Annotated in this window: 21 protein-coding genes; 11 read left to right on the forward strand and 10 right to left on the reverse strand. The window is 64.6% G+C overall.

Features of this window, described 5'->3' with window-relative positions; translation table 11 throughout:
* Positions 1 to 31 precede the first annotated feature (31 nt).
* The 5 genes from ASD12_RS23610 (at position 32) to ASD12_RS33505 (ending at position 5,727) form a co-directional block, all read left to right on the forward strand.
* A complete protein-coding gene (locus ASD12_RS23610) occupies positions 32 to 871 on the forward strand; it encodes an ATP-binding cassette domain-containing protein (protein WP_056591859.1) in 840 nt (279 codons plus the stop codon).
* Positions 868 to 2,127: an ABC transporter permease gene (locus ASD12_RS23615; RefSeq protein WP_056591862.1), complete on the forward strand. Its 1,260-nt coding sequence runs from the start codon at positions 868 to 870 to the stop codon at positions 2,125 to 2,127. The genes ASD12_RS23610 and ASD12_RS23615 overlap by 4 nt, the downstream gene beginning before the upstream one ends.
* Before the next feature lie 22 nt (positions 2,128 to 2,149).
* Positions 2,150 to 2,878 carry an SDR family oxidoreductase gene (locus ASD12_RS23620; RefSeq protein ID WP_056591865.1) on the forward strand — a complete coding sequence of 243 codons (729 nt, stop codon included), beginning with the start codon at positions 2,150 to 2,152 and terminating at the stop codon, positions 2,876 to 2,878.
* Between the two features lie 99 nt (positions 2,879 to 2,977).
* Positions 2,978 to 4,579: an FGGY-family carbohydrate kinase gene (locus ASD12_RS23625; protein ID WP_056591868.1), complete on the forward strand. Its 1,602-nt coding sequence runs from the start codon at positions 2,978 to 2,980 to the stop codon at positions 4,577 to 4,579.
* A gap of 119 nt (positions 4,580 to 4,698) precedes the next feature.
* Positions 4,699 to 5,727, forward strand: a complete 1,029-nt coding sequence (locus ASD12_RS33505) for a cupin domain-containing protein (protein ID WP_082525629.1) — start codon at positions 4,699 to 4,701, stop codon at positions 5,725 to 5,727.
* 49 nt (positions 5,728 to 5,776) lie between these two features.
* On the opposite strand, the gene ASD12_RS23635 is transcribed toward ASD12_RS33505, so the two are convergent.
* From ASD12_RS23635 to ASD12_RS23645, 3 genes are all read right to left on the reverse strand, one after another.
* A complete protein-coding gene (locus ASD12_RS23635; protein WP_200950964.1) occupies positions 5,777 to 6,118 on the reverse strand; it encodes a hypothetical protein in 342 nt (113 codons plus the stop codon).
* Positions 6,119 to 6,249: 131 nt separating this feature from the next.
* Positions 6,250 to 7,497, reverse strand: coding sequence for a DNA polymerase IV (gene dinB / locus ASD12_RS23640; RefSeq protein ID WP_056591872.1), 1,248 nt, complete (start codon positions 7,495 to 7,497; stop codon positions 6,250 to 6,252).
* Positions 7,498 to 7,619: 122 nt separating this feature from the next.
* The gene (locus tag ASD12_RS23645) at positions 7,620 to 8,036 is read right to left on the reverse strand and encodes a helix-turn-helix domain-containing protein (RefSeq protein WP_056591874.1); all 417 of its coding nucleotides are present in this window, start codon (positions 8,034 to 8,036) and stop codon (positions 7,620 to 7,622) included.
* Positions 8,037 to 8,178: 142 nt separating this feature from the next.
* Between ASD12_RS23645 and ASD12_RS23650 the strand changes: the two genes are divergently transcribed.
* The 4 genes from ASD12_RS23650 to ASD12_RS23665 all read left to right on the forward strand — a co-directional run bounded on the left by ASD12_RS23650 (position 8,179) and on the right by ASD12_RS23665 (position 11,847).
* Positions 8,179 to 8,766 (forward strand): dihydrofolate reductase family protein, encoded by a 588-nt coding sequence (locus ASD12_RS23650; RefSeq protein WP_056591877.1) that lies wholly within the window; start codon positions 8,179 to 8,181, stop codon positions 8,764 to 8,766.
* 126 nt (positions 8,767 to 8,892) lie between these two features.
* On the forward strand, positions 8,893 to 9,774 hold the full coding sequence (locus ASD12_RS23655) for an SDR family oxidoreductase (RefSeq protein WP_056591880.1): 882 nt from the start codon (positions 8,893 to 8,895) through the stop codon (positions 9,772 to 9,774).
* A 110-nt stretch (positions 9,775 to 9,884) separates the two neighbouring features.
* The gene (locus ASD12_RS23660) at positions 9,885 to 10,826 is read left to right on the forward strand and encodes an alpha/beta hydrolase (RefSeq protein ID WP_056591881.1); all 942 of its coding nucleotides are present in this window, start codon (positions 9,885 to 9,887) and stop codon (positions 10,824 to 10,826) included.
* 130 nt (positions 10,827 to 10,956) lie between these two features.
* Complete coding sequence (locus ASD12_RS23665) at positions 10,957 to 11,847, forward strand: sigma-70 family RNA polymerase sigma factor (protein WP_244482952.1); 891 nt, start codon at positions 10,957 to 10,959, stop codon at positions 11,845 to 11,847.
* A 44-nt stretch (positions 11,848 to 11,891) separates the two neighbouring features.
* On the opposite strand, the gene ASD12_RS23670 is transcribed toward ASD12_RS23665, so the two are convergent.
* The 5 genes from ASD12_RS23670 to ASD12_RS23690 all read right to left on the reverse strand — a co-directional run bounded on the left by ASD12_RS23670 (position 11,892) and on the right by ASD12_RS23690 (position 15,634).
* Positions 11,892 to 12,635: a 2OG-Fe(II) oxygenase gene (locus ASD12_RS23670; RefSeq protein WP_056591887.1), complete on the reverse strand. Its 744-nt coding sequence runs from the start codon at positions 12,633 to 12,635 to the stop codon at positions 11,892 to 11,894.
* Positions 12,632 to 13,186 carry a methylated-DNA--[protein]-cysteine S-methyltransferase gene (locus tag ASD12_RS23675; protein ID WP_056591890.1) on the reverse strand — a complete coding sequence of 185 codons (555 nt, stop codon included), beginning with the start codon at positions 13,184 to 13,186 and terminating at the stop codon, positions 12,632 to 12,634. The genes ASD12_RS23670 and ASD12_RS23675 overlap by 4 nt, the downstream gene beginning before the upstream one ends.
* A gap of 310 nt (positions 13,187 to 13,496) precedes the next feature.
* Positions 13,497 to 13,724, reverse strand: a complete 228-nt coding sequence (locus ASD12_RS23680; protein ID WP_056591893.1) for a hypothetical protein — start codon at positions 13,722 to 13,724, stop codon at positions 13,497 to 13,499.
* Positions 13,725 to 13,736: 12 nt separating this feature from the next.
* Complete coding sequence (ada, locus tag ASD12_RS23685) at positions 13,737 to 14,852, reverse strand: bifunctional DNA-binding transcriptional regulator/O6-methylguanine-DNA methyltransferase Ada (RefSeq protein WP_056592213.1); 1,116 nt, start codon at positions 14,850 to 14,852, stop codon at positions 13,737 to 13,739.
* 89 nt (positions 14,853 to 14,941) lie between these two features.
* Complete coding sequence (locus tag ASD12_RS23690; protein ID WP_056591898.1) at positions 14,942 to 15,634, reverse strand: helix-turn-helix domain-containing protein; 693 nt, start codon at positions 15,632 to 15,634, stop codon at positions 14,942 to 14,944.
* Positions 15,635 to 15,810: 176 nt separating this feature from the next.
* Between ASD12_RS23690 and ASD12_RS23695 the strand changes: the two genes are divergently transcribed.
* The gene (locus ASD12_RS23695; protein WP_056591901.1) at positions 15,811 to 16,137 is read left to right on the forward strand and encodes a DUF1330 domain-containing protein; all 327 of its coding nucleotides are present in this window, start codon (positions 15,811 to 15,813) and stop codon (positions 16,135 to 16,137) included.
* Positions 16,138 to 16,259: 122 nt separating this feature from the next.
* A complete protein-coding gene (locus tag ASD12_RS23700) occupies positions 16,260 to 16,811 on the forward strand; it encodes a hypothetical protein (RefSeq protein WP_244482953.1) in 552 nt (183 codons plus the stop codon).
* A 133-nt stretch (positions 16,812 to 16,944) separates the two neighbouring features.
* Here the strand turns inward: ASD12_RS23700 and ASD12_RS23705 are convergent, their stop codons facing one another.
* Positions 16,945 to 18,015 (reverse strand): phosphatase PAP2 family protein, encoded by a 1,071-nt coding sequence (locus tag ASD12_RS23705; protein WP_056591904.1) that lies wholly within the window; start codon positions 18,013 to 18,015, stop codon positions 16,945 to 16,947.
* Positions 18,016 to 18,304: 289 nt separating this feature from the next.
* Positions 18,305 to 18,754, reverse strand: a complete 450-nt coding sequence (locus ASD12_RS23710) for an ester cyclase (RefSeq protein WP_056591907.1) — start codon at positions 18,752 to 18,754, stop codon at positions 18,305 to 18,307.
* Positions 18,755 to 18,970: the final 216 nt, after the last annotated feature.

Here is an 18,970-nt window from a genome sequence, read left to right on the forward strand (position 1 = left end):
TTTTTGAACCGGTTTTGAAAGGCTTCCTGGCATGATCGATACCCCGGACGGACCGGTTCCGGCAGGCGAGCTGGTGCTCAGCCTGCGCGGTGTTTCCAAGAATTTCGGCGCCGTTTCGGCACTCACCGACATCGATCTCGATGTCCATGCCGGTGAGGTGGTGGCGCTGGTCGGCGACAATGGCGCCGGCAAGTCGACGCTGGTCAAGATCCTGGCCGGCGTGCATCAGCCGAGTTCAGGCAACATCAGCTTTCGTGGCGAGCCGGTGACGCTTGCCGACCCGAGTGCGGCGCTGACGCTCGGCATCGCCACCGTGTTCCAGGACCTGGCGCTATGCGAGAACCTCGACATCGTCGCCAACATCTTCCTTGGCCGCGAGCTCAGCCCGCTGCGGCTGGACGAGGTAGCGATGGAAGTGCGGGCCTGGACGCTGCTCAACGAGCTGTCGGCGCGCATCCCCAGTGTGCGCGAAGTCGTCGCGTCGCTGTCGGGCGGCCAGCGCCAGACGGTGGCGATCGCCCGCTCGCTGCTGCTCGAACCCAAGCTCATCCTGCTCGACGAACCGACGGCTGCGCTCGGCGTCGCGCAGACGGCGGAAGTGCTCAATTTGATCGAGCGTGTGCGCGACCGTGGCCTCGGCGTCGTCATCATCAGCCACAACATGGAGGACGTGCGCGCGGTAGCTGACCGCATCGTCGTGCTGCGGCTTGGCCGCAACAACGGCATCTTCTCGCCCGATGCCTCGAATCAGGAACTGGTCAGCGCCATCACCGGCGCCTCGAACAATTCAGTGTCTCGGCGCGCCGAGCGCCGGCAGGCGCGACAGGATCAAACCGTCCTGCAAGATCAAAAAGGGGAGTCACGCCCATGAGCCGCGACGTGCAACAGGCGGCCCCCGTGCCGCCGCAGCTCGACCGCGCCGATGTGCGCGTCAAGCACGAGGCGGGGATCGGCGGCGCCATCCGCAGGTTCTTCGACCGGGTCCGCTCGGGCGATCTCGGCTCGCTGCCGGTGATTGTCGGGCTGGTCATCATCTGGACGGTGTTCGCCAGCATCAACCCGATCTTCCTGTCGAGCAGCAATCTGGTCAATCTGCTGTTCGATTGCTCCACCGTCGGCGTCATCGCGCTCGGCATCGTCTGCGTTTTGATGGTCGGCGAAATCGACCTGTCGGTCGGCTCGATCAGCGGCTTTGCCTCGGCGATGGTGGGCACGCTGTGGGTCAACCAAGGCTGGCCGGTGGCGCTCGCCATTCTTGCCGCCGTCGCCGTCGGCGGCTTCATCGGCGCACTCTACGCGTTGCTGTTCAACCGGCTCGGCATGCCGAGCTTCGTCTCGACGCTGGCCGGCCTGCTGGCGGTGCTTGGCCTGCAGCTCTACATCCTCGGCTCGACCGGCTCAATCAACCTGCCTTACGGCTCGAACCTGGTGAATTTCGGCCAGCTGCTGATGATGCCGAAGTTCGTGTCGTTCGGGCTGGCGGCCGTGCCCGGCATCGTCATGCTGGTCACCGGCCTGCGCACAGTCGCGCGCCGCCGCGCCGCCAACCTGTCGGCGCCCTCGACCGGCGGTCTCATCACGCGAGCGGCCGTCATCACGGTCATTCTCGAACTCATCGTCTTCTATCTCAACCAGGCGCGCGGCATTCCGTGGATGTTCGGCCTGTTCGTCGGCCTGGTCATATCAATGCACTACGCGCTGACACGGACCAAATGGGGCCGCTCGATGTCGGCGGTCGGCGGCAACCGCGAGGCGGCACGGCGCGCCGGCATCAATGTGCGGCTGATCTATTCCAGCGCCTTCGTGCTGTGCTCGATGCTGGCCGCTTTCGGCGGTGTGCTGTCGGCGGCCCGCCTGGCCTCGGCCAGCCAGCAGGCCGGCACCGGCGACGTCAACCTCAACGCCATCGCGGCGGCCGTCATCGGCGGCACCAGCCTGTTCGGCGGCCGCGGCAGCGCCTATTCGGCGCTGCTCGGCATCATCGTCATCCAGTCGATCGCCAGCGGCCTGACGCTGCTCGATCTGTCCTCGTCGCTTCGGTACATGATCACCGGCGCCGTGCTTGCCATCGCGGTCATCGTCGACTCGCTGGCACGCCGCTCGCGTGTCTCGCATGGCCGGGCCTGAACCTATCAACAGGAAGCAAGACATGAGCGAAGAACTGTCCGGAAAAGTTGCCGCCGTCACCGGCGCGGCATCAGGCATCGGCCTCGAATGCGCCAGATTCATGCTGGCGGCCGGCGCCACCGTGGTGCTGGTCGACCGCGCCGAGGCGACGCTGAACAGCCTGTGCGCCGAACTCGGCCCCAAGGCGATCCCGCTGGTGATCGACCTGATGCAGCCGACAAGCGTCGCCAGCATGATGCCGCAGATTCTGGAGAAGGCCGGCCAGCTCGATATCTTCCATGCCAATGCCGGCGCCTATGTCGGCGGCGAGGTGGCGACCGGCGATCCCGACGCCTGGGACCGGATGCTCAATCTCAACATCAATGCCTGCTTCCGCTCGATCCAGGCGGTGCTGCCGCACATGATCGAACGCAAGACCGGCGACATCATCGTCACCAGTTCGATCGCCGGACTGGTTCCGGTGGTCTGGGAGCCGATCTACACGGCCTCCAAGCACGCCGTGCAGGCCTTCGTCCACACGGTGCGCCGGCAGGTTGCCAAGCACGGCCTGCGCGTCGGTGCGGTGGCGCCCGGCCCGGTGGTGACGGCGCTGGTCAGCGATTGGCCGAAGGCCAAGCTCGAGGAAGAACTCGCCGCCGGCGGCCTGATGCAGCCGCGCGAAGTGGCCGAGGCGGTCATGTTCATGCTGACCCGGCCGCGCAACGTGACGATCCGGGATCTGGTGATTTTGCCGCAGAGCAATGATCTCTGAGCGAATAGGGAATAGGGAGTGGCGAATAGGGAAGAATCCAACGACTTACCTATTCGCTATTCCCTACTGCCTATTCCCTAAATCGAAGGTTTCCCCCCAATGCCCCACTATCTCGGCATCGACGTCGGCACCGGCAGCGCGCGGGCCGGAGTGTTCGACCACACCGGAAACCTGCTTGCCTCGGCCAAGCAGGACATCGAGGTCTGGCGCGAGGCCGGCGACATTGTCGAGCAGTCGAGCAATGATATCTGGCGGGCGGTGTGCGTTGCCACCCGCGCCGCCGTCGCACAGGCTAAGGTAGCGCCCGAGGCGATCGCCGGCATCGGCTTCGACGCCACCTGTTCGCTGGTGGTGCTGGGCGAAGGCGGCGTGCCGCTGGCGGTCAGCAAATCGGGCAATGCCGAACGCAACATCATCGTCTGGATGGACCATCGCGCGGTCGATCAGACGCGCCGCATCAACCGCAGCGGCGAGGCGGTGCTGAATTATGTCGGCGGCGTCATTTCGCCGGAGATGGAAACGCCGAAACTCCTGTGGCTGGCCGAAAACCTGCCCGCCACCTTCAATGCCGCCTGGCAGTTCATGGACCTCGCCGACTTTCTCACCTGGCGGGCGACCGGCAGCCTTGCCCGTTCGGTCTGCACGGTGACCTGCAAATGGACCTATCTGGCGCATGAAGACCGCTGGGACGAGACCTATTTCCGCAAGATTGGGCTTGGGAGCCTGGCCGACGAGGCATTCGCGCGCATCGGCACCGAGATCGTGCCGGCCGGTGCCGCCCTCGGCGGTGGACTGACCGCGCAGGCAGCGTCGGACCTTGGCCTAGTCCCCGGCATCGCGGTGGCCGCCGGGCTGATCGATGCGCATGCCGGCGGCGTCGGCACGGTCGGGGCGCGGGGCGACTTCGGCAGCGTGCTGTCGCGCATGGCCTATGTCTTCGGCACCTCGGCCTGCACCATGTCGTCGACCGCCGAGCCGGCCTTCGTCGACGGCGTCTGGGGTCCGTATTTCTCGGCCATGGTGCCGGGCCTGTGGCTGAACGAGGGTGGCCAATCGGCGGCCGGTGCGGCCATCGATCATCTGGTGCGCATGCACCCGGCGGCCGGCGAGGCGGCGGCCAAGGCACATGCCGAGGGGCTTAGCCTCAGCGCCTGGCTGTCGCTGCAGGCGCAAAGCCGCAACGGGGCCGCGGCGACGCCGGCGCTGGTCCGCGGCATCCATGTCGTGCCGGAATTTCTCGGCAACCGCGCGCCTTTCGCCGACCCGGACGCACGCGCCCTGATTGCCGGGCTCGATCTCGACACCAGTCTCGACAGCCTGGTCGGGCTCTATGTCGCCGGGGTCTGCGGGCTGGGCTACGGCGCGCGCCAGATCGTGCGGGCGGAGCATGACAAGGGCATTCCCGTCGACACCATAGTCGTCAGCGGCGGCGCGGGCCAAAGCCCGCTGGTGTGCCAGCTGCTTGCCGACACGACAGGCATGGTGGTGGCGGCGTCGACTTCGCCGGAGCCGGTGCTGCTCGGCTCGGCGATGCTCGGCGCGGTCGCCGCCGGAACCTATAGGGATGTGGCGACGGCGATGGCCGGCATGTCGGAACTCGGCGACTTCTATCATCCCAATGCTGCGCTGGCCGACTGGCACACGAAGCGCTTCGCCGCGTTCGAACTGCTGCAGCAGGCCGGCAAGGCGATCCGAGGCTGAGACAAGCGGCTCCTGTCCGGCTCCGTCAGGAGCGTGGCGAACACCGCTTGGCGATGACGCCGGAAGCTGGCAGCTTTGTTCCGTCGCGACGAGGGCAGGCGACAGGACCAGGAGGCCCTATGGCAGACGACAAAGCGCCCGTGCCATTCGCATCGGATGAAGTGCCGTGGACCGAATGGTCCGATGTGCCGCGCTTCGGTGTGCGCTACCGGCATCTTTCGCAGGCCGCCCTCGGCGAGAATTACCATGTTGGCGTGGCGATCGAGGAGCTGCCGCCTGGCAAGCAGACCTCGCCGGCGCATTACCACATTTTCGAGGAGGAGCATGTCTTCATCCTCGAAGGGATGCTTACCGCGCATGTTGGCGACGCCCCCTATGCGATGAAGGCCGGCGATTACATCTGCTTTCCTGCGGGTGCGGCGGCGGGGCATTGCCTGATCAACACCAGCGACGCGCCGTGCCGCTATGTCATCGTCGGCGAGCGCAACCCGAACGACGTGGTCGTCTACACCGTCTCCAACAAGGTGCTGGTGCGCGCGCTGGGCAGCCGCGCGATCTTCGATCTCTCGGCAACCCGAAGCTATTGGGACGGCGAGAACACCGGCCTTGCCGCCGGCGACCCCTTGCCGTCGGATGGGATGGCCGGAGTCACCAAGGCAGCAGCCACTCCGGTCCCGCCGGTCGCCAGCGATGCTGTCGAGTGGAAACAGGAAGGCGAGGGGGCGCGGTTCGGTGGTCAGTCCAAACACCTCACCTATGCCGCCTTGGGACGGCCCGACTATCATGTCGGCATGTTGATCGAGGCGCCGGCCCCCGGCATGCGCCTGGCGCCCAGGCACTACCACATGCTGGAAGAGGAGCATGCGCTGATCCTGGAAGGGCAGGTGACGCTGCTGCTTGGCGATGAGCGCCACGAGATGAAGGCCGGCGACTATGTCTGCTTTCCCGCCGGTTTGGCGTTCGGGCATTCCTTCCTCAACAGCGGCACGGGACCGTGCCGCTACCTGATGATCGGCGAGAAAAATCCCAACGAGGTCTGCGTCTATCCCGATTCCAACAAGATGGCGGTCGACGCCTTGCGCCGGCGCGACGGCATTTTCGACATGGCTGCGGTGAGGCGGTACTGGGATGGTGAAGAGACGGAATAAGACGCTCCAGCCGCACCGATATCGCGCGCTGAAGCTGTTTGTCGTGATCTCATTGAACAGACTGGATGAGCCATAGGAGAGCCAGAAGGTTGGCGAGCGATGCGCCGGCCGGGCCGAAGGTTTTCATCCGATCGTCGATCGTGGCGCCTATGACGGCATCTCCAGCCTGCACGAGGATCGTTGTCCAGGCGATGGCCTCAAGCCATTCCGTCGAACCCGTAAAAAATGGCACGGCGCTTACGACCACCAAAGCTGCGCTGCGTGCACAGCCGTACAATGCCACCGTCCGGGCGCTGCCGGTTTCGTTCATGACGGCAGCCAAGGAGAAACCGAGACTGACAACCGCGCTGAGAGCTGTGACCAACGCGCAAACGATGAAGGGTGCGAACATGAGATTCCATGGCTTGTGTCAGGGACATCTTACTCGAATAGCCACCAGTGAGGAGATCAAGATTTTTCACGGCCTGCCGCCCCTCGGTTACAATGCCGACGCGGTCACATTCAGGATGGCGTCAACCGCGCTCACAGCTCCTTCTGCGCCAGCTCCCTGAATTCGTCGGGCACCGAGCGCGCCGCGTCCAGCGCCACCGTGCCGTAGCCGACCGCCTGTTTGCCGAAGCGCTCACGGATCTTGTCGATGGCGCGGTCGGCGCCGAAGCGTGCCAGGCCCTTCTTCGTGCCGGGACGGCGTTTCTCGTCCGCGAGGCCGAGCGGCAGTTCGAGCTGTAGCTCGAGGCTTTCCTCCAGGTGCGATACCGAGATCGCCAGCAGCGAGATCGTCTTCTCCTGGCGGTGGTCGGCAAGCACGCCGCGCACCAGATCGCCGGCGATCTCGGCCAACATCGTTGTCGCCGAGATCGGCTGGTCAAGGGTGATTGAGCGGGTGACGGCGCTGAGACCGGCAAAGCGCACGCGCACCGTCACCGTGCGGCCGGGCCGCGCCTTGGCGCGCAGCCGGCTGGCGACGCGGTCGGCCAGATGCAGCAGAGTGGGCACGATGACATCAGCCACGGCGGGCTTCTGGCCAAGCGCCGATTGCGCACCGGCCGAATGCGCCCGGCGCTTCGTCTCCAGTTTCCGCGGGTCGCGGTTCCAGGACAGGGCGGCGAGCTTCTCGCCGGCGGCGGGACCAAGCAGCCGCGTCAGCGTGCCGCTGTGCGTCCTGGCCAACTGGCCGATGGTCTCGACGCCGATTTCGCCCAGCCGCGCTTTGGTCGCCGGGCCAACGCCCCACATCAGCCCGACCGGCAGATCGTGCAGGAAGGCGATCTCCGTGCCAGGCTCGACGACGACCAGCCCGTCGGGCTTGGCCACCTGCGAGGCGATCTTGGCCAGATGCTTGGTGCGTGCCACGCCGATCGAGATCGGCAGGCCGAGTTCGGATCGCACGCGGCGGCGGATGGTCGTGGCGATCTCTTCTGGCTGCCCGAACAGATGCGTGCAGCCGGCGACATCGGCAAAGGCCTCGTCGATGGAAATGCGCTCGACCAGCGGGGTGAAATCGTCGAGCACTTTTATCGCCGCGTCGCCCAGCCGCTGGTAATGGCTGAAATTGCCGCCGACGAAGATCAGCTGCGGGCAAAGCTCACGCGCCTTGCGCCCCGGCATGCCGCCGCGCACGCCAAAGGCGCGTGCCTCATAGGAGGCAGCGAGCACAACGCCACCGCCCACCGCGATCGGCTTGCCGCGCAGCGACGGGTCGAGCAATTGCTCGACCGAGGCATAGAAGGCGTCGAGATCGGCATGCAGGATGGTGGCTGTCGTTTCCATCCCGACCGCACATCCGCAGTTGCTGATAGATCTGAACAAATAGAGAACAAAGGCGGATCATTGTCAAGTGGAGAGCGATTTGTGCAGCAAAGAGCCGTGCCGGTTCGGCTTGAGCGCCCTGCCTAGACAATATGCTCGGCCCTCAGCGCCGTTTTCATCTGTTCCAGCGCCGCCTCGCCACCGGCCGTCAGCTCTTCGGCGATGCGAGCCAGCTTGTCGTCGGCCTTGCGGTGCTTGCTGCCCCAGGCGCCGAGCGTCGCCAGCACTGGCAAGAGGTCGATGCCGGCTTCGGTCAGCCGGTAGACCGTCTTCAGCCCATGCGTCGGGTCGTCGCTTCTGGTGAGGATGCCTTCGTCCTGAAGGGTTTGCAGCCGCTCGGCCAGCGTGCGCGAGGAGATACCTTCGTCGGATTGCAGGAATTCGCGAAAATGCCTTTTTCCGGCGAAGACCAGGTCTCGGATGATGAGCAGCGTCCAGCGGTCGCCGACGAGTTCGAGCGACAGGTTGATCGGGCAACCGGATTTTTCGTGCGTCGACATCTATGGTTCCATTTTTAAATCACTTTACTATTGACACCATTTTGGCCGTGCGTCAATGCTTCCAAATGTAAACCATATAACGTTGATCGCGACGGCTCGCCGGACGCACGCTTTGAGCAGGGACAAACCGAGGAGAACGATGATGAGAAAGCTGATCCTTCAGATGCAGATGTCGGTCGACGGCTTTGTCGGCGCCAATGAGGACCATCCCTGGCAGCTCTGGGAATGGGGTGACGAGAGCGCCTGGGACGGCGAGCTGAAGCAGGACTTCAACGCCGTCTTCGCCGGTATCGACACCATCCTGCTCAGCCGCAAGATGGCGCAGGAGGGCTATCTCACCCATTGGGGCAACGCGGCGAAGAAATTTCCGCGCGATCCGTTCTATGCCTTTGCGCAACGCATCGTCGACGCCCGGAAGGTGGTGCTGAGCGACAAGCTCAAGCAATCGGCCTGGGAGCGCACGAGGGTGGCCAGCGGCGACCTGCCGCGTGAGGTCAGCGCGCTGAAGGCGGGCGAGGGCAGCGACATGGTCGTGTTCGGCGGGGCAGGTTTCGCGTCGGCGCTGATCGCGGCCGGATTGGTCGACGAGTTCCAGTTATTCATCAACCCGGCGGTGCTGGGCGCCGGACGCCGCATCTTCGACCAAGGTGGTTTCAAAACCCTGCGCCTGCTCGGCTCGAAGGCCTATGCCTGCGGCATGGTGGTCAACCGCTACGCATCGGCGAGATGAGGAAGGCGTGAAAGGCATCCGCCGACAAAAATGTTTGGATGGAATCCTTTGCCCGCGTTTCTTCGTCTTCAAGGTGCGGTCGCCTGACAGGCAAGCCGCGACAATCCTGAACGGAGAGAGAAGATCATGATCCTGGTGACAGGCGCCACGGGCCTGAACGGCAAGTCGATCGTGCGGGAGTTCGCACGGGAGAACCATGAGGTGAGGGCACTGGTACGAGATCCGGCCCGGGCATCGGCGGCGGGCCTTGACGAGCTTGCCGGTGTAGAACCGATCGAGGGCGACATGCGCCGGCCTGAAACGCTGGGCGCCGCGCTCGACGGTGTCGACCGCGTGCTGATGATTTCGACCGCCGCTGAGGACATGACGGAAACGCAGTGCCGCTTCATCGATGCCTGCAAGCAGGCCGGCGTTGCCCATGTGGTGAAGTTTTCCGGCGCGGAATCCAACATCGGCTATGACGCAACGAAATTCCGCTTCACGCGCATGCACGAGGAGACCGAGCGCTATCTGGAAGGGGCAGGCATGGCGTGGACGCATCTGCGCCCCAGCCAGTTCATGCAGGTCTATCTGCGCGACGCGCCGGCCATTGCCGCCGAGGGTGCGTTCACTCTCGCGCTCGGCGATACCGAACTGTCGCCCGTCGACGTCGAGGACATCGCCAAGGTGGCCTTCCGACTGTTGCGCGATGGCGGCCACGAAGGCGAGAGCCTCGACATGACGGGGCCGGAGGCACTGACCATGAGCGACGTGGCGGAACGGATATCACAGGCGATCGGCAAGCCGGTCCGCTATGTCGACGTCAGCCCTGAAGTGCGGCGGAGAAATCTGCTCGCCTCCGGGATTTCGCCCGGCTTCGCCGATGCGCTGGACGAACAGCTGGCGGAGCGGCTGCGGCGGCCGAAATCGCGGGTGCATCTGGCGACGCACGAGATGTTCGGCGTGCGGGCAACACCGTTTATCGAATTCGCCCGGCGTCATGCCGCGATGTTTGGCGGCAAGGGTTAACCGCGCTCCGTGAAAAAAGCATTCGCTGCGACGTATCCTTTTTGCCCACTCGTTCGTCCTAGGCTTCGAAGGTCGCGCGGCCCGCGATCCGCAATCCCCAGGAGACCATCATGGCAAGCGTACAGAGCGAGGCAAACAGGAACCACTACGCGGCGATCGCCGACAATGCGGGCAAACTGACCAGCCCGCAAGCGATCATCGACTTCAACGACACGCATTGGACGGCGCTGACCGGCGAACCGGGCGGCGTCGACTATATCGAGGTCGATGCCGGCGGCGTGCCGGCGATGTGGATCGCGCCGAAGGGCGCCGACGAGGGGCGTGTGCTGTTTTATGCGCATGGCGGCGGCTTCATCGGCGGCTCGATCTACACGCACCGCAAGCTGGTTGGCCATCTGGCCAAGGCCGTGGGCTGCAGGGCGTTGCTCTACGACTATCCGCTGGCGCACCAGGCCAAGCATCCGGGGCAGCTCGAGGCGGCAATGACCGCCTGGAACTGGCTCATCGACCAGGGCTTCGACTCCGGGCGGATCGTGATCGCCGGAGATTCCTCCGGCGCGGTCCTGACCTATGGAGTCCTGCAGCGGCTGCGGGCCGAAGGGCGGCCGCTGCCTGCCGCGACGCTGATCATCTCCGGCTGGTTCGACATGGCGCTGACCGGCGCCAGCTACGAGACCAACCGCGAGAAGGACCCGGCCTTCGCAAAGGCCGCCGTCGACTGGCTGGTGACCAACTTCATCGGTGACGGCGACCGGCTCGATCCGGAGGTCAGCGCTCTCTATGCCGACCTCACCGGCTTTCCGCCTGTGTTCCTGCAGGCCGGTGCGGATGAGACGCTGGTCGACGAAAGCCGCATGTTCGCCGAGCGCGCCAGGCAGGCTGGGGTCGAGACACGGCTCGACGTCTTCGAGGGCATGTTGCACTCATTCCAGATGATGGCAGGCCGGGCGCCGGAAGCCGACGACGCGATCGGCCGCTTCGCCACCTGGGTGCGGCCGAAACTGGGCCTGTCAGCTACGCGTGACAAAGCTGCCGGCGACAGGGCGGCATGAGCATGCGCTGGCTGGTCGCATCGTGCTTCGTGCTTGTGGAAGTGCTGCACTCGCGCAATGGTGTAGTGACGCTGACCGACGTGCCGCTATGAACCAGCAGATCCGCAAATCCCGTGAAACGAGGCGAGGCATGCAGCCGCGCCTCGTCCCCGAAGGCCTGTTCGATCTGCGCTACGCAGCGTTCCTTGAGACGGTGTCGCATCTGCGTATCAAGCTGCACCGGTACTGCGCGCGCATGACCGGTTCGGCCCTCGACGGCGAGGACATCATGCAGGAGGCGCTGTTCGAGGCCTATCGCAAGATCGAACAGCTCGACGATGCGCAGGCGCTGCGGCCCTGGCTGTTCCGCATAGCCCACAACCGCTGCATCGACTTTATCCGCAACAGCCAGGCGCGACAGCGGGCCGAGGCCGGCTATGCCAGCGACGAGATCGTGCTGCCTGTCGAGCCCGCCGGTCCCGGCGCGGGCCGCGCCATCGAGCGACTGGTCGTGCACCTGCCGCCGAAGGAGCGCGCTTGCGTGCTGCTCAAGGATGTCTTCGACCATTCGCTTGAGGAAATCGCCGAGCTGGTCGGCTCGACATCAGGCGGTGTCAAATCGGCGCTCAACCGCGGCCGCGCCAAGCTCGCCGCCTTGCCTGCGCAACAGGCCGCGGCACCGGCACACGACCCCGAACTGGCGCGGCTGCTCGATCGCTATGTAGAATTGTTCAACAGGCGAGACTGGGACGGGGTGCGGGCAATGGCTAGCGCCGATGCACGGCTGCGGGTCTCGGACTGCTACAACGGCTTGCTGTCGGGCTCGCCCTACTTCGTCGAATATGAGCGCGGCGAGCCTTGGCGTATGCGGCAAGGAGCGATCGAAGGGGAGATCGTGCTGGTCGTCGACAGGCTGCATCGCGAGGAATGGCGGCCGGCTTATCCCGTGCGCATCCATACCGATGGCGGCGTCATCGACCGCATTGCCGACTACTATGCCTGCCCCTGGATACTGGATTTGGTCTTCGAGGACGCAGGATGAAGCGCGGCCTTCCCTTCTCCCACAAGGGGAGGAGGGAGAAGCGCTCACTTCGCGTCATGAAAAATGATGCCGACCGTGTGGCGCATGCCTGAGCGCAAGCGGCTGACGCCGTGGCGCAGATTGACGCGGTAGTTGCCTTTGGTTCCCTGCACCGGTCGGTTGTGGACGGCGAAGACAACGGCATCGCCCTGGCACAACGGCACCACTTCGACCCGGCTCTGCATGCGCGGCCGCTGTTCGGTCAGCGCGAACTCGCCGCCGGTGAAATCCCTGCCCGGTTCGGAAAGCAGGATCGCCACCTGCAGCGGGAAGGCGAGGTCGCCATAGAGGTCCTGGTGCAGGCAGTTGAAGTCGCCAGGCACATATTGCAGCAGCAGCGGGGTCGGCCGCGTCTGGCCGGCGGCATGGCACTGTTCGAGAAACGCGGCATGCGTCGCCGGGTAGCGCATGGCTTGCCCCATGCGCTCGTTCCACCGATTGGCGACCTCGGCCAGCCTGGGATAGAGCGCGCTGCGCAGGCCGCCCAGCAGGTCGGGCAAGGGGTAGCGGAAGTAGCGGTACTCGCCCTTGCCGAAACCGTGCCTGGCCATATGGATGTGGCTGCGGAAATGCTCCTCCCTGGGATAGAGGCCGGCGATCTGCCGGCACTCTTCGGGCGACAGCAGCTTTTCGATCACCGCACAGCCGAAGCCGTCGAGTTCGGCGGCAAGGGGCGGCCAGTCGTACCCGCCAACGCGCGTCTGAGCGGCTTCGACCACCGATGGGGCAATTTTGGCACGGGCGTTCATATCGCAGCCTCCTTGTTAAGCAGGGCACGCATGCGTTCGACACCCCAGCGGTAGCCAGCCAGCGTGCCGTCGGCGCGGACAACGCGGTGGCAGGGAATACCCAGCGCGATCGCATTGGCCGCACAAGCCGTCGCCACGGCGCGGGCGCCGTTCGGCTGGCCGAGACGCCGGGCCAGTGCGGTGTAAGGGATGGTTTCGCCGCATGGGATGGTGCGTAGCACATCCCAAACACGCTGCTGGAATGGCGTGCCGTGGCGCATGTCGAGCGGCAAGTCGAGGCCGATGCTGGGCGTCTCGATGAAGCGCGCGATTGCCGCGAGATCGTCGCGCAAGGTGGTCTCGTCCTCGACCAGCACCTTGCCGGAGAAGCGATCGCCAAGGTCCTGCTCCAGCGCGTCAGCGTCCGAGCCGATCAGGATGGCGCAGACGCCGATGTGGCTGCGCGCAGCCAGGATGTTGCCGATCGCGGATTCGCCGATGGCGTAGGCGATGGTGTCGAGGGCGTCGTGGACGGTCGCCGGTGCGGCCATTTGAGTTTGCATGAGGTTCATTGCCTTCACTCCTTTGTCTGTGAGTGAACCCTACAGAGACGGCTTCTCGCGCTCACTCCGGTGCTTGCTTTCAAATTCGAATCTCAGGATCTGAGGATGAACGGCGAAAGGTAAGCGCTCTACGGCGCCCCCCTCTGTCCTGCCAGACATCTCCCCCACGAGTGGGGAGATTGGCCGTCACGACGGCCTTCGCCAATCTTCAACGTCGCAAGAAGAGAGCCGGCGCCAGAACTGCCAATCTCCCTCCTTGTGGGGGAGATGTCCGGCAGGACAGAGGGGCGCGCCGTAGAGCGCTGATTTTGAACCGTTCTCACGCGACACGGGTGACAGCGAGTTCCCCCAGCACGAACACCTCACCGGTCAAAAGCCGCAGCTCGATATCGCCGGTCGCGGTGCGGCTCCACTCGGCTTTGCCGTCGTCGACCATTTGGCCGATGGCGGTCATCACCCGTGATTTTGCGTCAGAGGCGCGCCGGCTGCCGGCAGCTTGGGTCTGGCTGGTCGCATCGGCGGTGGGAGACCTTGCCATCGTGCGCATTGCCGGTCCTCGTCAGGCCCGTATCGGCAGGTTGGCATTGTCGGACGACGACGCCTCACGGTCGAGCAGTGCGCGTTTGCGCTCCGCGCCCCAGGCGTAGCCGGACAGGGCGCCGTCTTTGCGGATCACGCGATGGCAGGGAATGGCGACGGCAAGGCTATTGGCGGCGCAGGCGGCGGCGATGGCGCGGGTCGCCTTCGGCGCGCCGATGCGCTGCGCGATCTCGGCATAGGAAACTGTGCGGCCTACGGGGATGTCCTGCAAGGCCTGCCAGACGCGCTGCTGGAAGGCGGTGCCGCGCACGTCGAGCGGCAGGTCGAGGCCGAGCGCCGGCACTTCCACGAAACCGACGACGCGGGCGACCAGCGCCTCATAGTCGCGGTCGCCGCCGATCAGCCGTGCCTTGGGGAAACGGTCCTGCAGGTCGCGCACCAGCGCGTCGGGATCGTCGCCGAGCAGGATCGAGGCGACGCCCTTTTGGCTGGAGGCGACCAGGATGGCGCCGAGCGAGGATTCGCCGACAGCGAAGCGGATCTCTTCATGGGCGCCGCCGGCGCGATAGCGCGTTGGCGTCATGCCGAGCATGCCGGTCGATTTCTCGTAAAAACGCCCGCTTGAATTGAAGCCGGCGTCGTAGATCGCCGTCGTGACGCTGGCGCCGTCTTCCAGGCCCTGGCGGACCCGGGCGGCGCGGTGCGCGGCGGCGAAATCCTTCGGCGTCAGCCCGGTAACGGCCTTGAAGATACGGTGGAAATAACCGGCGCTGCGGCCGGTGGCATCAGCCAGTTCAGCCAGCGACGGTTCTTCTTCGCTCTGCTCGATCCTGCGGCAGGCAGCGGCGACCATCGCCGCCTTGCTGGCCTCGAGCGACGGGCCATCCGGGTTGCAGCGCCGGCACGGGCGAAAGCCGGTCGCCCTGGCCTGATCGAGCGTGCCGTGCAGCTGCACATTCCTGGGGTTGGCGCGCCGCGATGGGCAGGAAGGCCGGCAATAGACGCCGGTCGTCGCCACCGAATACCAGAACTCGCCGTCGGCCGACTTGTCGCGCGCAACGATACGCGCCCAGCGCGGATCGTCGGCAACCGGCAGCGGCGCGGACTTCAGATTCTTGGCCAGGGTGATGAACATGACCGCATTGAAGCCGCCAAAAGCCGGCCTCGCCACCCGTTTCCCGCCAAGCGCCACCAATCGCCCACGTCGAGTGCTCGCTTCGCTTCCTAAGCCGCACGCTTGGGTTCCACCGCGAACGGGCTGAGCCCGAGCCAGGTCTGCATCTTCCTGCCGATGGCCTGGTTGCCGGTCAGGGCAACCTTCGCACCGGCTTTCTCGACGGTCAGCAATCCCATCCAGATCGCCGTCATCGTGTGCAGGTCGGTCGAGACGTAAAGATCGACATCGAAGCCCGGATCGTACCAGCACAGATCGACCTCGCCGTGCTTCTCGACGATCAGCCACCACGACCGTTTGGACGCTGGTAGCTCCTGATACAGAAATTGTATCACCGTGCGCCCCTCGGGCAGCGGCGAAGGGTTCAGATTGCGCCGCATGTCCCACATCAGCAGCGACGGATCGAGGTTCTTCAGCGACAGCCGGGACTCGACCCATTTCTGCCCCCAGAAGCCCATTGCTTCGACGACCGGCCGCAAATCCCGGCCGGCTTCCGTCAGCCGATATTCGAATATCCCTTTTTCGCCCAGCACTTCCTTGCGCTCGATGATCCCAGCCAGTTCAAGTTCCTTGAGCCGTTGCGACAGAAGGGTCGGCGACATTTTGGGGACGCCGCGGCGCAGGTCGTTGAAGCGGGTCGAGCCCGCCACCAATTCGCGCATCAGCACCATCGTCCAGCGGGTGCACAGCACCTCGGCGGCCATCGATAGCGGGCAGAACTGTTTGTATCCGTGCTGGGCCATGATCTGTGTCCCTCCCTCGAACCTGGGTCGAACATTAGGCCTTCATGAATGAAGCGGCCAGTACGGAAACTGTACTACCCCAGTACAGATCGCGGACTGGCTTGCGAGGGGCCTGCCATGCGAGCCCTTTGGCCGGCTGCACCGGATACCCTGTGCACCGCAACCAGGAGACTACCATGACCGCTTACGTCATCGCAGACATCAAGATAAACGACCCGCAGTGGGTGCCGGCCTACGCCGCATCGGTGCATGATCTCGTCCACAAGCATGGCGGCAGGTATCTGTCGCGCAGCGGCAATGTGAAGACGCTTGAAGGCAAGCCGCTCGACACCACGCTGATCGCCCTGATGGCGTTCCCGTCGGAGGCGGCGGCGCGCGCCTTCACCAACGATCCGGCCTACGCGCCCTTCGTTTCGGCCCGTCAGGGCGGCAGCGACAGCCGTTTCCAGGTGATCGACAACACCGATCTGGCCGGAACGATCCCGTATTTGCCGAAGGGATGATCCTTCCTGGCAGTCGTCACAGCGATTTCGGGATCTCCAAGCAACAACAGTCACAAGCGCTTGCCTGCCGGGCCTCCGTATTTTCGGCGGCCGGCCAGCTGTGCTTTTTCAAGAAGAATGGAATGAAGATGATGTCGAACTTTCACAACAGGCCAAATTTTCGCTATAGGTTTGTCATGGCCGGGATGCTGGCTGTCTGCACCACTTTGGCACAGGCACATCAGGAAGCTGCCGCGCCGGCGTCCGGCCCCAATCCGCTGGCCGACAAGGTGCGGGCCGCCAACAGCCGGTTTCTCGACGTCAAGGCAGCTACGGCCGAGGGCTATGCGCCCATTCCGTGCGCCAGCGGCATCACCGGCGGCGCCATGGGCATCCACTATGTCAACGGCCAGTATCTGAAGGACGACAAGATCGATATCGCCCGGCCTGAAGCGGTGATGTACGAGCCGATGGCTGACGGCAGGCTGCAACTGGTGGCGGTCGAATACATCACCTCGAAGGGGCCGGCGTCGCTGGACGGACAGCTGTTCAATTTCAACAGTGCGCCCAACCGCTACGGCCTGGGTGAATTCTACGAACTGCATGTCTGGGCCTGGAAGGGCAACCCGACCGGCACTTTCGCCGACATGAACCCGAAAGTGTCATGTGAGCACGCGATGGCGCCGAGCCAGTAAGCAATGAAGCCAGGCGGCGCCAATGCCGCCTGGCCGCTTTCCCAAGTCAGTCGAGACGCTGCGTCCCAAAGGTCGCTTTCGGCGAGGAAAGGCTGGGCCGCTGTACGTGCCGCTGCTGCTCCTCACGGCGTCTTTATGCCGCCTGGTCCGGAATCGCCAATCCCACCTCGGCGGTATCCCGGCGCGCTTGCGGCAAGACGAAGCGTCCCGTCACGTACCAGAGCAGAGACACGACAAGGATCGAGAGATAGCCATCCACGGCATAGTGCCAGCCGGTGTAAACCGAGCTGAACAGGATGAACGCCGTAAAGGACCAGCCGGCGATTGCCCACCGGCGGCCGAAGCCGGCCAGGAAGAGTGCGTTGAGCGTGGCGATCGCGACATGCATGCTTGGCATGGCGGAGATGCCGCCGCCCAGTTCCGGGCGGCCACTCTGGTAGGCTGCAAGCAGATAGTCGGCATAGACATGGACCGACGCGGCGGCGTAACGGTTCTGCGCCAGGGCGGCTTGCAGCCCGGCAAACCGGTCACCGCCGTAGAACTGGTCGTGGAACATCGGGCCGGTGGACGACAGCAGGGTCGCCAGAACGGTGCCGCACAGGATCGTGGTCAGCGCGAACGCCCATAGATAGCGCAAGCGGCCGACCGGATTGTTCCAAAAGGCGACGAAGAGAACCGCGCCGAACCATTGCACGAGCCAGCCATATCCATAGCCGGCGAAAATTGCGAGCGAGATCGGTTCGGAAACGACGCTGTGCGCCCATGTCCAGGGATCGACGCCATGCAGCCGAAGATCGAGGTCCGCCAGGGCACGGTCGGCGTAGAACGGTATCGTGTCCGGAATGGCGACCTTCAAGGTGGTGAAGGCGGTGACGCCAAGAAAGAACAAGAGGATGACGGGCGCGGCTGCCAGCCAACGCTGCCTGAGTATGTCGAGGATGAATCTTGTCGGGTTATGTCGGGCAAACGCCAGCCCCGCCACGCCGAGGCCAGCCGCCAGAAGCGCGGGCAGGAAGAAGGCGAACGGCTCGGCATAGGATTGCGCCAGATGCAGGTAGCGATCAGGCTGCAGGCAAAGAGCGGTCACGGCATAGGTCAGACACAAGGCAACCAGCAGCCAGCCGCTCCTGGTTGTCGCGATGTCCGGGTCAAGGATTGCAGCTGGGCGGCGATTGCCGCCGCGCTGACCGGTGTGCTCATTCATGGAAGGACACCCCGCCAGCTGCCCAAAAGATTGTTGTGGAGTATTTTGTAGATCAAGTATTAACATCGGGTTGCACCGTGAGGAAAGTAAAATTTCCTAAATTAGATGGTTATAATACATACTTTGTTGGCAAGGATTCATTGACGAAGACGTTGCGCCGCAACGCCCCGGCATCACCTTCGTGCGCTGGTTTCAACTGTCGCAGGCTTCCGTGTCATCAGGCTTCGGCTCGATTGAAACAGGGCCATCGCCTGGGTGGTGATGGCCCTGTTTCAATCATGCGGCTCGATCAGGCGGCCTTGATCAGGCCGAGCTGGGTGAGGGCGGCGACGCCGTCATCGAGGCCGATCTCCTCGACGATCCTGCCGTCGACCACCTTCAGCACGGTGGTGCCGGTGAAGCGCATGGTGCGGCCGGTGGCGGCCGGCAGCGAGCCGGCGAGGAAATCGCCGAAGGCCGGGCCGGTATGCGTGCCGCCGCCCTCCCACTGGCCGACAACATAGTCGCCCTCGGCGATCAGGTCGGCCGTGGCCCAGAAGTTGAGGTCCGGGAAGGCGGCGCGGAAGTCGGTCATGAAGGCCTTGATGTCGTCGCGGCCGCGGCGCGGCTCGTGCAGCGAATATTTCAGCAGCATGTCGGGTGCCGCGAGGTCGTCGACGACGGACAGATCGCAGGTTTTACCCCAGAAGTCGGTGAACCATCTGACGACGACGGCCTTGTTATCTTCTTGCTTGGTCATTGGGAGGTCCTTGTTGTGTTTGCACGGGGAGATCACCGGATTGGCCGATGACCTGAAGCAAGCAGTAGGACGATCAGGCGGGCGCAAAACTCCGGTTCTTGCCGGCCAATCGAATGGTGGGGTGTGGCAGGTGAGGAGGCAAGGAAACACCCGGCTCAGCCAAGTAACGCTTTCTTCTCTGGTTTTGCTGCAGATTGCCCCGTGGCGGGGTTGAGC

This window comes from Mesorhizobium sp. Root102 (assembly GCF_001425625.1).
In the GTDB taxonomy this organism is placed as follows: domain Bacteria; phylum Pseudomonadota; class Alphaproteobacteria; order Rhizobiales; family Rhizobiaceae; genus Mesorhizobium.

Bases quoted from the DNA above. Each gene is read 5' to 3' on its own strand.
- ASD12_RS23610 (WP_056591859.1), top strand. From the start codon at position 32: ATGATCGATACCCCGGACGGACCGGTTCCGGCAGGCGAGCTGGTGCTC.
- ASD12_RS23615 (WP_056591862.1), top strand. From the start codon at position 868: ATGAGCCGCGACGTGCAACAGGCGGCCCCCGTGCCGCCGCAGCTCGAC.
- ASD12_RS23620 (WP_056591865.1), top strand. From the start codon at position 2,150: ATGAGCGAAGAACTGTCCGGAAAAGTTGCCGCCGTCACCGGCGCGGCA.
- ASD12_RS23625 (WP_056591868.1), top strand. From the start codon at position 2,978: ATGCCCCACTATCTCGGCATCGACGTCGGCACCGGCAGCGCGCGGGCC.
- ASD12_RS33505 (WP_082525629.1), top strand. From the start codon at position 4,699: ATGGCAGACGACAAAGCGCCCGTGCCATTCGCATCGGATGAAGTGCCG.
- ASD12_RS23635 (WP_200950964.1), bottom strand. From the start codon at position 6,118: ATGTTCGCACCCTTCATCGTTTGCGCGTTGGTCACAGCTCTCAGCGCG.
- dinB (WP_056591872.1), bottom strand. From the start codon at position 7,497: ATGGAAACGACAGCCACCATCCTGCATGCCGATCTCGACGCCTTCTAT.
- ASD12_RS23645 (WP_056591874.1), bottom strand. From the start codon at position 8,036: ATGTCGACGCACGAAAAATCCGGTTGCCCGATCAACCTGTCGCTCGAA.
- ASD12_RS23650 (WP_056591877.1), top strand. From the start codon at position 8,179: ATGAGAAAGCTGATCCTTCAGATGCAGATGTCGGTCGACGGCTTTGTC.
- ASD12_RS23655 (WP_056591880.1), top strand. From the start codon at position 8,893: ATGATCCTGGTGACAGGCGCCACGGGCCTGAACGGCAAGTCGATCGTG.
- ASD12_RS23660 (WP_056591881.1), top strand. From the start codon at position 9,885: ATGGCAAGCGTACAGAGCGAGGCAAACAGGAACCACTACGCGGCGATC.
- ASD12_RS23665 (WP_244482952.1), top strand. From the start codon at position 10,957: ATGCAGCCGCGCCTCGTCCCCGAAGGCCTGTTCGATCTGCGCTACGCA.
- ASD12_RS23670 (WP_056591887.1), bottom strand. From the start codon at position 12,635: ATGAACGCCCGTGCCAAAATTGCCCCATCGGTGGTCGAAGCCGCTCAG.
- ASD12_RS23675 (WP_056591890.1), bottom strand. From the start codon at position 13,186: ATGAACCTCATGCAAACTCAAATGGCCGCACCGGCGACCGTCCACGAC.
- ASD12_RS23680 (WP_056591893.1), bottom strand. From the start codon at position 13,724: ATGCGCACGATGGCAAGGTCTCCCACCGCCGATGCGACCAGCCAGACC.
- ada (WP_056592213.1), bottom strand. From the start codon at position 14,852: ATGTTCATCACCCTGGCCAAGAATCTGAAGTCCGCGCCGCTGCCGGTT.
- ASD12_RS23690 (WP_056591898.1), bottom strand. From the start codon at position 15,634: ATGGCCCAGCACGGATACAAACAGTTCTGCCCGCTATCGATGGCCGCC.
- ASD12_RS23695 (WP_056591901.1), top strand. From the start codon at position 15,811: ATGACCGCTTACGTCATCGCAGACATCAAGATAAACGACCCGCAGTGG.
- ASD12_RS23700 (WP_244482953.1), top strand. From the start codon at position 16,260: ATGAAGATGATGTCGAACTTTCACAACAGGCCAAATTTTCGCTATAGG.
- ASD12_RS23705 (WP_056591904.1), bottom strand. From the start codon at position 18,015: ATGAATGAGCACACCGGTCAGCGCGGCGGCAATCGCCGCCCAGCTGCA.
- ASD12_RS23710 (WP_056591907.1), bottom strand. From the start codon at position 18,754: ATGACCAAGCAAGAAGATAACAAGGCCGTCGTCGTCAGATGGTTCACC.